Origin of the sequence: Streptomyces sp. NPDC047981, from assembly GCF_040653315.1 — a bacterium.
Taxonomy (GTDB): Bacteria; Actinomycetota; Actinomycetes; order Streptomycetales; family Streptomycetaceae; genus Streptomyces.
In genome coordinates, this window is record NZ_JBEZNQ010000047.1 from 38,947 (window position 1) to 52,750 (window position 13,804).

12 protein-coding genes are annotated in these 13,804 nt (G+C 70.8%); 5 read left to right on the forward strand and 7 right to left on the reverse strand.

The window, feature by feature from the left end:
* Positions 1 to 53 precede the first annotated feature (53 nt).
* The 3 genes from AB0E14_RS25575 to AB0E14_RS25585 form a co-directional block, all read right to left on the reverse strand.
* Positions 54 to 476, reverse strand: a complete 423-nt coding sequence (locus AB0E14_RS25575) for a DoxX family protein (protein WP_362422564.1) — start codon at positions 474 to 476, stop codon at positions 54 to 56.
* Positions 477 to 653: 177 nt separating this feature from the next.
* Complete coding sequence (locus AB0E14_RS25580; protein WP_362422480.1) at positions 654 to 2,405, reverse strand: alkaline phosphatase D family protein; 1,752 nt, start codon at positions 2,403 to 2,405, stop codon at positions 654 to 656.
* 94 nt (positions 2,406 to 2,499) lie between these two features.
* Entirely contained in the window at positions 2,500 to 3,186 is a 687-nt protein-coding gene (locus tag AB0E14_RS25585; RefSeq protein ID WP_362422483.1) for an HNH endonuclease family protein, read from the reverse strand.
* Positions 3,187 to 3,406: 220 nt separating this feature from the next.
* On the opposite strand from AB0E14_RS25585, the gene AB0E14_RS25590 reads away from it, so the two are divergent.
* Positions 3,407 to 4,237: an ABC transporter permease gene (locus AB0E14_RS25590; protein WP_362422486.1), complete on the forward strand. Its 831-nt coding sequence runs from the start codon at positions 3,407 to 3,409 to the stop codon at positions 4,235 to 4,237.
* A gap of 114 nt (positions 4,238 to 4,351) precedes the next feature.
* Here the strand turns inward: AB0E14_RS25590 and AB0E14_RS25595 are convergent, their stop codons facing one another.
* Positions 4,352 to 5,002, reverse strand: coding sequence for an HAD-IA family hydrolase (locus AB0E14_RS25595; protein WP_362422489.1), 651 nt, complete (start codon positions 5,000 to 5,002; stop codon positions 4,352 to 4,354).
* A gap of 176 nt (positions 5,003 to 5,178) precedes the next feature.
* Positions 5,179 to 6,390, reverse strand: a complete 1,212-nt coding sequence (locus tag AB0E14_RS25600; protein ID WP_362422492.1) for a peptidoglycan-binding domain-containing protein — start codon at positions 6,388 to 6,390, stop codon at positions 5,179 to 5,181.
* Positions 6,391 to 6,628: 238 nt separating this feature from the next.
* Between AB0E14_RS25600 and AB0E14_RS25605 the strand changes: the two genes are divergently transcribed.
* The gene (locus tag AB0E14_RS25605) at positions 6,629 to 8,608 is read left to right on the forward strand and encodes an MFS transporter (RefSeq protein WP_362422567.1); all 1,980 of its coding nucleotides are present in this window, start codon (positions 6,629 to 6,631) and stop codon (positions 8,606 to 8,608) included.
* A gap of 18 nt (positions 8,609 to 8,626) precedes the next feature.
* On the opposite strand, the gene AB0E14_RS25610 is transcribed toward AB0E14_RS25605, so the two are convergent.
* Both AB0E14_RS25610 and AB0E14_RS25615 read right to left on the reverse strand, forming a co-directional pair.
* Positions 8,627 to 9,106, reverse strand: a complete 480-nt coding sequence (locus AB0E14_RS25610; protein WP_362422495.1) for a GNAT family N-acetyltransferase — start codon at positions 9,104 to 9,106, stop codon at positions 8,627 to 8,629.
* On the reverse strand, positions 9,103 to 9,462 hold the full coding sequence (locus AB0E14_RS25615) for an antibiotic biosynthesis monooxygenase (RefSeq protein ID WP_362422498.1): 360 nt from the start codon (positions 9,460 to 9,462) through the stop codon (positions 9,103 to 9,105). Before AB0E14_RS25615 ends, AB0E14_RS25610 begins: the two co-directional genes overlap by 4 nt.
* A gap of 51 nt (positions 9,463 to 9,513) precedes the next feature.
* On the opposite strand from AB0E14_RS25615, the gene AB0E14_RS25620 reads away from it, so the two are divergent.
* From AB0E14_RS25620 to AB0E14_RS25630, 3 genes are all read left to right on the forward strand, one after another.
* Positions 9,514 to 11,208 (forward strand): recombinase family protein, encoded by a 1,695-nt coding sequence (locus AB0E14_RS25620; protein ID WP_362422501.1) that lies wholly within the window; start codon positions 9,514 to 9,516, stop codon positions 11,206 to 11,208.
* Between the two features lie 109 nt (positions 11,209 to 11,317).
* Complete coding sequence (locus tag AB0E14_RS25625; RefSeq protein WP_362422504.1) at positions 11,318 to 11,746, forward strand: hypothetical protein; 429 nt, start codon at positions 11,318 to 11,320, stop codon at positions 11,744 to 11,746.
* Positions 11,747 to 12,790: 1,044 nt separating this feature from the next.
* On the forward strand, positions 12,791 to 13,750 hold the full coding sequence (locus AB0E14_RS25630; RefSeq protein WP_362422507.1) for a hypothetical protein: 960 nt from the start codon (positions 12,791 to 12,793) through the stop codon (positions 13,748 to 13,750).
* The last annotated feature ends 54 nt before the right edge of the window (positions 13,751 to 13,804 follow it).

Here is a 13,804-nt window from a genome sequence, read left to right on the forward strand (position 1 = left end):
GCCCTAGGTGCCGTGCGTCCTCCGTGTGTGGAGGGCGCACGGCCGCCGCACGGTTACGCCACCGCCGGCTCGCGCCGCTCCTCGCGGGCGCCGCCGAAGGCGCGGTCGAGCGAGAGGGCGCCCGGGCCGGTGAAGACCAGCAGCAGGAACGCCCAGCAGAAGAGGGCCGAGCCCTCGCCGCTGTTCTCGAGCGGGAAGAGGCCCTCGGGCTGGTGGACCACGAAGTACGCGTACGCCATGGAGCCGGAGGCGACGAAGGCCGCGGAACGGGTGCCCAGGCCGACCAGCACCAGGACGCCGGCGACCAGCTGGATCACCGCCGCGTACCAGCCCGGCCAGGTGCCCGCCGTGGCGGTGGGCCCGTCACCGAGGACGCCGAAGAGCGAGGCGGCGCCGTGGCAGGCGAAGAGCAGGCCTATGACGGCGCGGAACAGGCCGAGCGCGTACGGCTGCGCCTGATTCAGGCGATCGCTCAGGGGATTGCGGGGACTCATGGGGGGACTCCTTCGGCCTAGTCGGTCCCGGGGACGGGACGCGGGGGGACGGAACCGATGAGGTCGACAGGTTAGGCACCCCTCAGTTGTACTTGCAACTTCAACATTCACTTGTAGGGTGAACTGTGGCCATGGTCACGCCGTCGCCCGCCCGCCCGCTCAACTCCCGTCGAGACTCCGCTCGTCGACCGTCGTCAGACGTCCGTTCCCGCGTGCCTGGGCGAGGGACAGCCGGGCCGAACGGGAGCGCAGGGTCAGCGTCATGAGTTGGTTGCCGAACCACGGCCCCCCGGTCCGGCGCCAGCTGATCAGGGGGCGGCCCGCCCTGCCGTGCCGGGCCAGCGCGCGCCCCAGGGCGCGGCCCGCCCGGCTCCAGCCGAAGCGGAAGCCCAGGCGCACGGAGCGCGGGATCGCGTTGTGCAGCGGCGAGCACGTCAGTTGCACCACCCGTGCCTCGGGGTGCATCGCGCCGGCCCCGTCCGCCCAATCCGGCTCCGCGACGTACGCGTGATGCACGTCCCCGGACAGGACGCACACCGTCGCCGGTGCGTCCGGGCCGCTGCCCGCCTCCGCGAGCAGCCGGGTCAGGGCCTCGAACGACGAAGGGAACGCCGCCCAGTGCTCCAGGTCCGCCCGCTGCCGCAGATCCTCCGCGAACCGCGCCCACCGGCTCTCGGGGCCGCCGCGCCCGCCCCGGCACAGGGCCGCGTTCCAGACCTCCGCGTCGTGGATCAGGGGCGGCATCAGCCAGGGCAGCGAGGTGCCGACGAGCAGGTGGTCGTACGAGCCCCGGTCCGCGAGCGCCTGCTCGCGCAACCAGGCCGCCTCGTCCGGGTCCAGCATCGCCCGCGCGCCCTCCGTGAGGAGGCGGGCCGCCCGGGTGTCGATCATCAGCAGCCGGGTCCGGCCGAGGTCCCTGCGGTAGCTCCAGCGCACACAGGCCGGATCGGCGTCCGCCTCCGCCGCGAACCGCCGTAGCCGGTCCGTGCCGTCCGGTACGGAGCGGATCTCCGCGTACAGCGGGTCGGCGGCCAGTTCGGCGGGGGAGAGGTTGCCCAGGTGCTGGTACACCCAGTACGACATCAGCCCGCTCAGCACCCGCTCGCTCCACCAGTGCGTGGCCCGCATCCGGGCGAGCCACGCGGCGCTGGTGTTCCAGTCGTCGATGACGTCGTGGTCGTCGAAGATCATGCAGCTGGGCACGGTGGAGAGCAGCCAGCGGACCTCGGGGTCGCCCCAGGACTCGTCGTACAGCCGGGTGTACTCCTCGTACTCCCCGACCTCCGAACCCGGCGGATCGCGCGGGTCGCGGCGGGCGGCGAGCCAGCGTCGGGTGTCGGCCGAGGTCTCGTCCGCGTACACCTGGTCGCCCAACAGCACCAGCAGGTCCGGGCGTTCGGCCGCCGTCGGGTCGGCAGCCAGCTGGGTCGCCAGCGTGTCGAGGGCGTCCGGGCCGACCGGGTCCCGGCCTTTGGCCGGTTTTGCCGCCCAGCGGCACGAGCCGAACGCCACCTTGACCTCTGAGGGGTCCGGGGTGCGGATGGTGCTCGGGGGGAAACGGGAGTCCGCCGGCGGCCAGACCGTGCGGCCGTCGAGCCGTACCTCGTACTCGGTCGTGGTGCCGGGCGTCAGACCCGTCACCGGTATCAGGGCGTAGTGGTGGCCCGCTATCTGGAAGGTGCGGGTGGAGCCTCCGGCCGGGCCGCTGCCGCCGGATCCGAGGCCGGAGCCGTGGCCTTCCCCGGAGGTGGCGCCTGGGGCGGCGGCCGAGGTGGCGTCTGAGGCGGCGGCCGAGGTGGTGCGGACCTCCGCCGTGCACGGGCGGTCGGTCTCGACCCAGATCGTCGCGGAGTCGCCCGTGACCCCGTCGACGTACCGCAGCAATGGTCCGAGTCTCAGTCCTGCCGCCATCGTTCTTCCCATCCCCCTCTGTCGTTCCAGCCCGTACCGTACGGAACGACAGAGGGGTGGTGGAAGCGATCCCGGCAGCCGTCTCGACTGCTGTTCAGCAGCCGTTCAGGACGGACTGGAGGGCGCTCTTCTCGGCGGAGTCGACGCTCAGGCCCCAGTAGTACTTCGTGTGCACCCACGCGCGGACGTACGTGCAGCGGTACGAGGTGCGCGAGGGCAGCCACTCGGCCGGGTCCTGGTCGCCCTTGGACTGGTTGACGTTGTCCGTGACCGCGATGAGCTGCGGGCGGGTCAGGTCGTTCGCGAACTGCTGGCGCTTCGAGGTGGTCCAGGAGTTGGCGCCCGAGCGCCAGGCCTCGGCGAGCGGCACCATGTGGTCGATGTCGAGGTCGGAGGCGACCGTCCAGGTCGCGCCGTCGTACTCGGAGAACCAACTGCCGCTGACGGCCGCGCAGCTGGAGTCCTGGACGACGCCCGAGCCGTCGCGCTTGAGGACGACCTCGCGGGTGTTGCAGGCGCCGGACTGGGTGATCCAGTGCGGGAAGAGGTCCCGGCTGTAGCCGGAGGAGGAACCTTCCGCCTTGACCGTGAGCGAGGCGAGGTACGTACGGGCGGTGGCCGCGCTCACAGGCGTGGGCATGGCCGCCTGGGCGGTCGGCGCGGTGGTGAGGAGGCCGGTGACGGAGAGGGCGGCGGTGGCGGCCAGAACCGTTGCGCGGCGGGCTATTCGACGCGCGTAGACGGAGGCGGTGGGGGTGCTCGGTGCGATGGCGGCGGGCATGCGAACTCCCTGGAAGGTGGGGGTGGGGTGGGGTGGGTCGTGGACGTGGGGGGTGCGTTGTCGGCCGGTGCCTGCGCGGGCGGGTGCCCGGCGCCCGGTCATCGTGGCGGCGCCAGGTTTCGGTGGGGGGTGCGCCAGGTAACAGGGTGGCGACATGGGCACGTCACATCAAGGGGTGTGACGGAACGACAGTTCCGTTTTCTGGCCCTAGGGTTGGCGTGTGCTTCTGGAAGTGAACGTCACCTTTGCGGTGGTTCTCGCCGTTCTGCTGCTCGTGGCCGCGGGCGTCGTCGCGTTCGCCCAACTCGGCCGCGCCCGCGACTCCCTGGTCGCCGGCGGGCGGGCGGCCGTTCAGCTGATCGTCGTATCGCTCGTGATCGGCTGGGTCATGCGGTATCTGCCGCTGCTCCTGTGTTTCCTGGTGGTGATGTACGGGGTCGCCGTCTGGACCGCGGGGCGCCGCGTCGTCCCCGGCGCCGGGCGCGGCAGGTGGTGGGCCGCGGTGCCGATCGCGGCGGGTGTCTGGCCGGTCGTCGGGGTGCTGCTGGTCACCGGGCTCGTGCCGGTACGGGGCGTGGCGCTCATTCCGGTCACCGGCATCCTCATCGGTGGCGCCCTGACCGCGACCGTCCTGGGCGGGCGTCGCGCGCTGGACGAGCTGGACACGCGGTGGGGAGAGGTGGAGGCGGGGCTCGCGCTGGGACTGCCCGAACGGGAGGCGCGCCTCGAAGTGGCGCGGAAGTCCGCGTCGGACGCGCTGCTGCCGGGGCTCGACCAGACCCGGACGGTGGGTCTCGTGACACTGCCGGGCGCGTTCGTGGGGATGCTGCTCGGCGGGGCCTCGCCGTGGGAGGCGGGCGCGGTGCAGCTGTTCGTGCTGGTGGCCCTGATGGTGGTGCAGGCCGTGGCCGTCGCGGTGGTACTGGAGCTGGTGGCCCGGGGGGCCTTCGTGCGGGAGCGGGAGGGCGGTGCGGGGGTGGGTCCGGGGTCCGGTTCGGGTGCGGGGGCCGGGTCGGGGTCGGGGTCCGGGGCCGGGCCGGGTGGTCGGTGACCGTGTGGGGGTACTGCGCCTAGGGCGCCTGTCCCGCCTGCTGCCTCGCCCTGTCTACCGCGCCTGCGCCTCGCCTGCTGCGCCCGCCCGCCTACGGCGCCTGTCCCGCCCCGCCTACTCCGCGAACGTCAGGCGGATGCCTTCCTCGGTGGCCTCGACCGTGATCTCCGTGAGGTCCATGACATGGACGTCCGGGGCGAAGGCCGCCGCCCTCGCGCCCACGCCCACCACGCGCATACCCGCCGCCCGGCCCGCCTGGATGCCGGCCTCGGAGTCCTCGAAGACCACGCAGTCCGCCGGGTCGAAGCCCAGTTCCGCCGCGCCCTTGAGGAAGCCCTCCGGGTCAGGCTTGCTCGCGCCGACGCGCTCCGCGGTCACCCGGGTCACCGGCATCCGCAGCCCCGCCGCGCCCATCCGGGCCTGGGCGAGGGCCTCGTCCGCCGAGGTCACGAGGGCGTGCGGGAGGTCCTCGATGGCGGCCATGAAGTCCGGGGTGCCGGGGACGGGCACCACGCCGTCCAGGTCCGCGGTCTCCTCGGCGAGCATCACCCGGTTGTCCGCGTAGTTCTGCTCCATGGGGCGGTCCGGCAGGAGGACGGCCATCGTGGCGTACCCCTGGCGGCCGTGGACGACCTTGAGCGCCTCGTCCGGGTCAAGCCCGTGCCGCTCCGCCCAGCGCCGCCAGCAGCGCTCGACGACGGCGTCCGAGTTGACGAGGGTGCCGTCCATGTCGAGGAGGAGGGCCTTGGTCGTGAGCGCGGGCATCAGGGGTTCTCCAGAGGGGTGGGAGGAGAGCAGAGCGGTCCCGCCCGCCGGTCAGGGGGTGCGGGCGGGGCCACTTTGTTCCTTGACGATACAAAACGAGGGGCCCTCTCCGCCAATCCGTCCCGCATCGCGGGACCGAGTCCGTCTCCCGGCGGCCTCAAACCGTCGTACCGGCCTCAGCCCGTCGTCTGCGCCTCCAGCGCGCGCCGCGTCTCCGGGCCGTACACGCCCTCCTCGTCCTCCTCGATGTACTGGTACGACTGGAACCACTCCACCGCGCGCCGCACCTGCCGGGAGTACCTGCCGTCGATGTTGCCGTCGTAGGCGTACACCTGCGTGAGCCGCCGCTGCAGTTCCTCGACCTCGGGGCCCGTGTCCCCGTAGCGCAGGGTCGGGCCCGGTGCGTCCTCGGTGGGCGTACGGGTCGGGGTGGGCGTCGATGTCGTCCGGGTGGCCGTCGGCGTGGTGGTCGGGCCCGTGGTGGTGGCCCGCGGCGGCCTGGTGGAGGCGGACGGCGAGGCGGAGGGGGACGCCGAGCGCGAGGCCGAGGCCGAGGCCGTCGGGGACGGCGGGGGTGAGGACGAGGGGGAGGACGGGGCCTCCGACACGACGACGTTCTCCGAAGCGCTCGTCGTGGGGGTGGGCACGGCCGCCCGGTCGTCCGTTCCGTCGTCGCCGAGCAGCCCCGTCGCGACCGCCGCCGTGGCGACCACGGCGACCGCGACCGCCGCCGCCAGCGCCACGAGCGCGCCGCGCCGCCGGGTGGCCGGGCGCTCGGGCTCGTAGACCTCCTCGTCGTCGTACGGGTCCGTGTCGAGCAGGTCCATTTCGTACGGCTCGGCGGCGTACGGCGCCTGGGTGTACGGCTCGGCGGAGTGCGACGCGGCGGCGTACGGCTCGGCGGCGTACGGCTCTGGGGTGTACGGACCCGGGGAGTACGGCCCCGCGGCGTGCTGAGCCGCCCCGTGCTGCTCCGGGGTGAACGAGCCCTCCTGGTGGACCGGCTCCGCGCCCTTCGGGGCGTCGGTGATGCCCGGCAGGAGCAGGGGCATGGTCGCCGTCGGGTCCTGCTCCGCCGCCGGCCCCGCCGCCGGCACCGGTGCGGGTACCGCCGTCGGCGGCGCGGTCACCCGCGCGTCCCCGGGCGTGCCGGCCTCGCTCCCCGGCGCGTCCCCGGGCGTGCCAGGCTCGCTCCCCGGCCCGTCCCCGGGCGTGCCGCCCTCGTCCCCCGGCCCGTCCGGTGCCGTGTCCGGCTCACCGGTGGCGTCCAGGGTCACGTACGGACGGATGCGCAGCGGATCGAAGTCCTCCGCCGCCGCGACCTCCGCCTGGTAGCAGGCGCAGCCCGGTCTCTGTCCACCGCATTCAGGACATGGGTGTCCGGTCATGGTGGGTCCCCTCCCCAGTTCAACTGGCAGCGATTATGCAGCCCGCTCGCTCGAACGACGCGAACAGCTGTGCTGCTCCGCAGGCCGTAACCGGACATTCCGCTCAGGATGGTGAGGAATGGAGAGGGACGGAGCGGGACCGAAGCGAGGAGATGCCATGGCCCAGGACGAACGCGCGGCGGACCTCGGCGGTGGCGGGGGCCCGGTGCCGGGGGAGGCCGGGGGCCATCGCTCGGTGATGGTGGCGATCGGGGCCCTGCTGCTCGGCATGCTGCTCGCCGCGCTCGACCAGACCATCGTCTCCACCGCCCTCCCGACGATCGTCAGCGAGCTCGGCGGCATGGAGCACCTCTCCTGGGTGGTCACCGCCTACATGCTCGCGTCGACCGCGGCGACCCCGCTCTGGGGCAAGCTCGGCGACCAGTACGGCCGCAAGAAGCTCTTCCAGGCCGCGATCGTCATCTTCCTCATCGGCTCCGCGCTCTGTGGCATCGCGCAGAACATGCCGCAGCTCATCGGCTTCCGCGCTCTCCAGGGCCTCGGCGGCGGCGGGCTCATGGTGCTGTCCATGGCGATCGTCGGCGACCTCGTCTCACCCCGGGAACGCGGAAAGTACCAGGGGCTCTTCGGTGCCGTCTTCGGTGCCACCAGCGTCCTCGGGCCGCTGCTCGGCGGGCTGTTCACCGAACACCTCTCCTGGCGCTGGGTCTTCTACATCAACCTGCCCATCGGCGTCGTCGCCCTCTTCGTGATCGCCGCCGTCCTGCACATCCCGGTGCGCGGCACCCGGCACCGCATCGACTACCTCGGTACGTTCCTCATCGCCTCGGTCGCCACCTGCCTGGTCCTCGTGGCCTCCCTCGGCGGCACGACCTGGGACTGGGGCTCCCCGCAGATCATCGGGCTCGCCGTGCTCGGAGCCGTGCTCCTGGTGTGGTTCGTGTACGTGGAGGGGCGCGCGGCCGAGCCCGTGCTGCCGCTGAAGCTCTTCCGGATCCGGACGTTCAGCCTCGTCTCGGTCATCAGCTTCATCGTGGGCTTCGCGATGTTCGGCGCGATGACCTATCTGCCGACCTTCCTCCAGGTCGTCCAGGGCGTCACCCCGACCGCGTCCGGTGTGCACATGCTGCCCATGGTCCTCGGCATGCTCATCACCTCCACCGCCTCCGGCCAGATCGTCTCGCGCACCGGGCGGTGGAAGGTCTTCCCGATCGCCGGCACCGGCATCACGGCTCTCGGTCTGCTGCTGCTCAACGAGCTGACGGAGACCAGCTCCACCTGGGAGATGAGCGCCTACTTCTTCGTCTTCGGCGCCGGTCTCGGCCTCGTCATGCAGGTCCTCGTCCTCGTCGTGCAGAACGCCGTCGCGTACGAGGACCTGGGCGTCGCCACCTCCGGCGCGACCTTCTTCCGGTCCATCGGAGCCTCCTTCGGCGTCGCCGTCTTCGGCACGATCTTCACCAACCGGCTCCGCACCAAACTCGACGACGTCCTCGCCGGTCAGTCACTCCCGCCCGGGACAGGACCCGAGCAGATCGCCGCCGACCCGCGCGGTATCTCCGCGCTCCCGCCCGATCTGCAGCAGCCGGTCGTGCACGCCTACGCGACCTCCATCACCGACGTCTTCCTCTACGCCGCGCCGGTCGTCCTCATCGGCTTCGTCGTCGCCTGGTTCCTCAAGGAGGACAAGCTGCGCGGCTCGGTCACCGCGCCCGACACCAGCCAGACCCTGGCCTCCAACCCCGTGGAGCGCTCCTCGTACGACGAGTGCGCGCGGGCCCTGTCCGTCCTCGGCTCGCGCGAGGGCCGCAAGGCGATCTACGAGAAGATCACCGCGCGGGCGGGGCTCGACCTGCTGCCGGCCGCGAGTTGGCTGGTGCTGCGGATCCGTCGCCACGGCACCGTGGAACCGGCCCGGCTCGCCGAGACCACGCCCGTACCGCTGCGGGCCATCACGGAGGCGGCCCGGCAGGTCGAGGAGCGCCATCTGGCGCGCAGGGAGGGGCTGCAGCTGATCCTCACGGAGGAGGGGGTCGCGACCGCGACCCGACTGGCGAAGGCGCGCGAGGAGTCGCTCGCCGAACTGCTCGGCGACTGGTGGGGCCCGGACCGGCCCACGGACCTGGTGCGGTTGGTGGAGGAGCTGACGGCCGAGCTGTGCGGCTCGGACGCGGAGCGGCCCCACACACCGGAACCGCCCCGCGACCACCACGCGTGAGCCTTACGGCGCGCGTGCCTACAGCTCCTTGCCGTACCAGATGTCCATGTACGGCCCCTCGCAGTACGCCGGGATCTCCCCGTACCCGTGCCGGCTGTACAGGGCGCGCGCCTCGACCAGGTCGAGCCGGGTGTTGAGGACCATCCGCCGCGCCCCCAGGTCACGCGCCGCGTCCTCGAGGCGGTCGAGGAGGGTCCCCGCGCCGCCCGTACCGCGGAACGCGTGGCGCAGGAACACCCGGGTCAGCTCGGCGCGTTCGGCGTCGAGGAGCAGCACGCCGCCGCACGCGGCGGGCTCGCCCCCGTACCGGCCCACGAGGAACTGGCCCGTGGGCGGCGTCAGCAGCTCCACGCCGTCGCCCGCGAGGCCCTCGTCGACCTCCGCCTCGGTGGCGGGCCGCTGCCAGTAGCGGCTCGCCACGTCGTCGTAGTAGGCGCGGCGCAGGGCCGTGGCCTCGACGGTGTGGACGTCCTCGGGCGAGAACGACCAGCCGCTCACTTCGGGGAGGCCTGCTGAACGACCTCGAACGACCAGAGGGTCGACCCGGTCGCCGCCGGCTTGGGGCGCTCACCGCCCGCGGCCCCGCTCGCCGGCCCACCCGCCGAACCCTCGGCGCCGCCGCCCCCGTGCGCGGCCTTCATCGAACCGCTCATCCAGTTCTGGAAGTCCTCCTCGCTGCGCCAGCGGGTGTACACCAGGTACTGGTCGGTCCCCTCCAGGGGGCGGAGCAGCTCGAACCACTCGAAGCCGTCGGAGCCCTCCACCGCGCCCGCGCGCGAGGCGAACCGCTGCTCGAGGACCTCACGCTGCTCGGCCGGGACGGTCAGCACATTGATTTTTACGACACTAGGCACATGACACCTCTCACCAAACGGGGCCCCGGATGGGTCCCTAACCTGGACCACGTGCGAGCAGTCTCCTATATCAGGCAGTCGAAGCAGCGGGAGGACGACTCCCAGTCGTCACCGCAGGCCCAGCGGACGAAGTGCGAAGCGCTGATCACAGCTAAGGGCTGGGACGTCGCTGGCCACTTCTCTGACGTGGGTAAGTCCGGATGGGACCCGAACACGGCCCGTCCAGCGTTCGAAGAACTGATGAGCGCAGTTCGTGGCGGGGAGGTGGACGCGGTCATCGTCTTCTCCCTCTCGCGGCTGACGCGTCAGGGCGCGCTCGACGCCATGCTTATCAACGACGAGTTGCAGAAGCACGGCGTCCGTCTCGTCTCGGTGGAGGAGCCCTACCTCGACACGTCGACACCGATGGGGGTCGCCATCTTCGGTCTGATTGCTGCGCTGGCGCAGCAAGAGTCAGACATGAAGTCCGCGTACATCTCCGCAACCAAGGAAACGCTGCGCGCCGCCGGGAGCCACGTGTCCGGCATCCCGCCGTTCGGTTTCACGTCGACACGTGAGCAGCGTGGAGAGCTCACGATCGTCAAGCTCGTTCCGCACCCTGTGGAGGCTGAACACGTCCGGGCCATGGTCAAGGCGATCCGGGAGGGGAAGACGAGCAACGCGCTTGCTCGCGAGCTGAACGCCCTCAGGGTCCCCACGAAGAGTGAAGGGCTAGGGGACAAGGGTCTGAAGCGAATTGCGGCCCGACGTGCTCACGGGCACTCCACCTCCTCTCGCGCTGCCTGGACGGGATCGACGGTCGTTCGCGTGCTCCGGGATCCCCGGCTCGCTGGGTTCGCTGCGGTATGGGAGGGACGAGTAGCGCCGACGAAGGACGCGCAGGGGATCCGAGTCGCGGGCAAGGTGGGTAAGCGTGTGATCCTCCGTGATGACACAGGTGCACCCATCGTGTCTCACGAGCCGATCATCAGCCCTGACGAGTGGTGGGCTCTCCAGGACGTCCTAGACGGTAGGACCAAGGTAGTCACGCGCTCAGGGCGTCGAGTTGCGACTTTGCTCGCGGGCCACGGGTTTCTGCTGTGCGACGTGTGCGAGTCGGTGATGGTGGCTGACTTGCGCGGAGGCGTGCGCTACTACAAATGCAACCGAGCGTCCGGAAGCGTTTCAGGACACGGTGGCCTCACGATCAACATGGAGCAGGCGGACGACGAGGTCAGCCGGCGCGTGTGGTCCCGCCTCACGGCGCTGGACCCGTCGCAGCCCGACGAGTTGGAATGGCTCGCTGAGGCCGCTCGTCGGTTCGCCATGCAGCAAGAGACCGCGGAGCGAGATGCCGAAGTGTCGGCGGCACGCGCTGAGCTGGAGCACGTGAGAGCGGCGCGCGCCACGCTCTACGACGACCGCGAGGCCGGTGACTACGACGGAGAAACCGGCACCCGGAGATTCCGCGAGGCGAATGCGCGCCTTCGCGCTCATGAGGACAGGGTCCTGGCGCGAATCGACGAGCTGACTGCGAGCGTCTCGACGAGCGTTGCTATTCCCTCGGACTGGACGGGCGTGGAAGGGGACCCGATCGGCCCAGGAACTCCGTGGGCTTCGATGTCTCTGGAGGACCGAAGGAGCTTCCTAGCGTTCTTCGTGGACACGGTACGCATTGCCAAATCAGTTGGCCGTGGTCGTCACGCCAACACACGCGACCGCGTGTTGATTCGCTGGGCTGAAGCCCCGAACATCACTGACCGATAGACGCACTGCCAGACGTACAGCGCCGTGCGAGCGCGCGGCGAACAAGGCACAGCCCCGGCATCAACTTGGCGGAAGACCCGGGGCTGTGTCCTCAACAGAGGAGACACCAATGTACGACACCCACACCACGCCCCGCGTCCTCGTCGTCGGCGACACCACCACCCCTGACGGACTGGCCATCGTGACGGCCCTGGCGCATGAGGTCGCCGACCGGCTCCAGATGCCGGCCGTTGTCGCCATGGGCCGCGAGTACGTCGTCATGGACTTCGAGGCCGTCGTCTACGACGAGCTCTCCGTCCTGGACAGTGTCTCGTCCGTCGTCCTGTGGGTGGAGGCCACTCAGGCGGACATGTGCGTCATGAACGCCCGCGAGCTGGAGGCGTTCGACATCGCAGCGTCGTGCCGGTGGTGCGGCGCGGACGACGAGGACGAGCCGCCGACCTTCATCGAAGGGGTCTTCTGGCCGTCGGACCTGTGCACCCCCTGCCTCGACGGCGCCCGTGACGAGGCGCGACGTCAGGCGCGTGTGAGCGCGTAGCTTCCCACCGTCGACCGGCCCGCTTCCCGCTTCGGTGGGGGCGGGCCGTCGTCGTCTCGTCCGCCGCCCCGGGGGCGTTCGACGTCAGGTAAGGAGTCATGGGGGCTGTGCCCATTACTGGCTAGGCAAACTGGCCGCCGCGAGTGTCAAACTGTGCAGCGGTTTGGTCAGGGTATTTCCACAGGTCAGGTGGCCCTTCTAGCCCTCTCTCTCTTCTCTTGGGGTCAAATTAGAGAGAGTTTCAGAAAACCCTATAGACCTCCTTAGGGCTTCCTGAAAGTGCCGTCCAGTTCGATGGTTCGTCGCAGGTTTGGCACTCGCGGGTGGGGCGGACGATGGCGACGACAGGCGACGCAACACGAGCCGTATCTCATACTTCGAGACGAACGGCCTACTTTGTAACAGTCTTGGGCTCAGAGGCGCAAAACTCCTGGTTTCGCGTCACACGCCCCACATAACCAACATAGGAGGGCCGGAGCCGGCGACTGGCGCGGCGTCCGGCCCTCCTCACTTGCTGCGCCGCCCGTCCTCCTCTCGCGGGCTTGGCGCATGGCCTCCCGATGTTGAGCAGCCTTCGTTGAGCGCGCACTCTCCTCCGCGCTCCGTCGACGTGCTCCGTCGGGAGGCTCCGAACTTCAGGCGCTGCCCGTCGGGCGGCGCTTCTCTTTTTGCCCTTCATTCGCCAGGAAGGCGAGGACGACAGAACAGGATCACCATGGCCGACGTGCCCACCCTGTACTCAGGTGACCGCCCATGCACGTTGTGCGGGCGCCTGCTTCCGCGGGACATCCGTTTCTTCAGCCGCGATGCCATGGGGCGTCAGGGACTCTCGGCCCGGTGCCGGGAGTGCCGCGCAGCCATCGAGCGCGAGAGGTACGCCCGCACGTCGGCTGACGTTCTGGAACGCAAGCGTCAGGCGCGTATCGAGCGCGCCCAGATGTTCCGCGACTCGCCCCAGTGGAACGCCGCTGAGGCGCCCGTACAGACCCCTTCCTGAGCCCCTGCCGACCGGCGGGGGCTTTCGTGTATCCCCGAGAGGACAACATGACAGCCGAGAATCCCGAGCTGACGGCAGCTCTGGCCGAAGTCCCAGAGATCAAGCGCACGGAGGACGCCCACGAGGCCGCGACGAAGCTCCTTGCCAGGCACCCGGCAGGCGAAGAGCCTGACCGTGCGCGAGCGCGTGTCGTCGACGAAGTGGTCCACGGGTTCGCAGCTACCGGCAAGTGGCCGGCCGACGTCGGCACGCGCGTCGCATCCGCGTACACGGAGGCGCTCGCGTGGGAGGCGGAGCGCCTGGCGTTGAAGGCTGCCGTCGACTACACGAGGGAGCTCGCCGCGGACACGCGGGAGGCGCTCGCGGGTGACGCTCTGGCGCACCTTGGGCGACGTCTGAGCGACGTCCTGAGCGATGCCAGGAGCGCCGCTGAGAGCCTCGTGGGCGTGGCCACGGCGGAGGAGGCTATCCGGGCCGGGGGCGACGCCCTGAGCGCCTGGAGCCGCCTCCAGAGCCTCACTGTGGACGTGGCCAACATCCGCGAGGCTCAGTGGGCGGTCCATCTTCCGCCACTCCGTCGGCACCAGCGCGCCGGCGACGATCCCCGACGCGCGAAGCTTCAGAGCTGGAAGCGAGCGGGGCACGGCGAGACTCGCGGTTACCGGCCGGACGATGTTCCGGAGTTTGCCCTTCAGGCGATGCGTCATCAGCGCTACACCGTCAACTATGTGGTGTGGCTTGCCCAGTTGGGCACCGCCTACGTCCCAGAGGGGTACGACGACCTAGCGGACGAGGTGGAAGCCTCCACGCCAGCACCCGTCATGTTCAACGACGCCGGCCCCGTTCGCGACATGTCCCCGATTGAGACGCGGATCCCGGAGGCGAAGCGCTCCGACGTCTACCCGCACTCCCGCGTCGCGCACGTTGACTTCAGTGCGCCGATCCCCGACGCGCCAGAACCCAACGCGACCCCGGGCGACCCTGCGCCGCCCGTCTGGCGCTACTAGCAGAGAGGTACCGAAGACGATGGTTGCCCCCGGACCCCGACGCGACCCCACCCG

Bases quoted from the DNA above. Each gene is read 5' to 3' on its own strand.
- AB0E14_RS25580 (WP_362422480.1), bottom strand. From the start codon at position 2,405: ATGGCGGCAGGACTGAGACTCGGACCATTGCTGCGGTACGTCGACGGG.
- AB0E14_RS25585 (WP_362422483.1), bottom strand. From the start codon at position 3,186: ATGCCCGCCGCCATCGCACCGAGCACCCCCACCGCCTCCGTCTACGCG.
- AB0E14_RS25595 (WP_362422489.1), bottom strand. From the start codon at position 5,002: ATGCCCGCGCTCACGACCAAGGCCCTCCTCCTCGACATGGACGGCACC.
- AB0E14_RS25600 (WP_362422492.1), bottom strand. From the start codon at position 6,390: ATGACCGGACACCCATGTCCTGAATGCGGTGGACAGAGACCGGGCTGC.
- AB0E14_RS25605 (WP_362422567.1), top strand. From the start codon at position 6,629: ATGGTGGCGATCGGGGCCCTGCTGCTCGGCATGCTGCTCGCCGCGCTC.
- AB0E14_RS25625 (WP_362422504.1), top strand. From the start codon at position 11,318: ATGTACGACACCCACACCACGCCCCGCGTCCTCGTCGTCGGCGACACC.
- AB0E14_RS25630 (WP_362422507.1), top strand. From the start codon at position 12,791: ATGACAGCCGAGAATCCCGAGCTGACGGCAGCTCTGGCCGAAGTCCCA.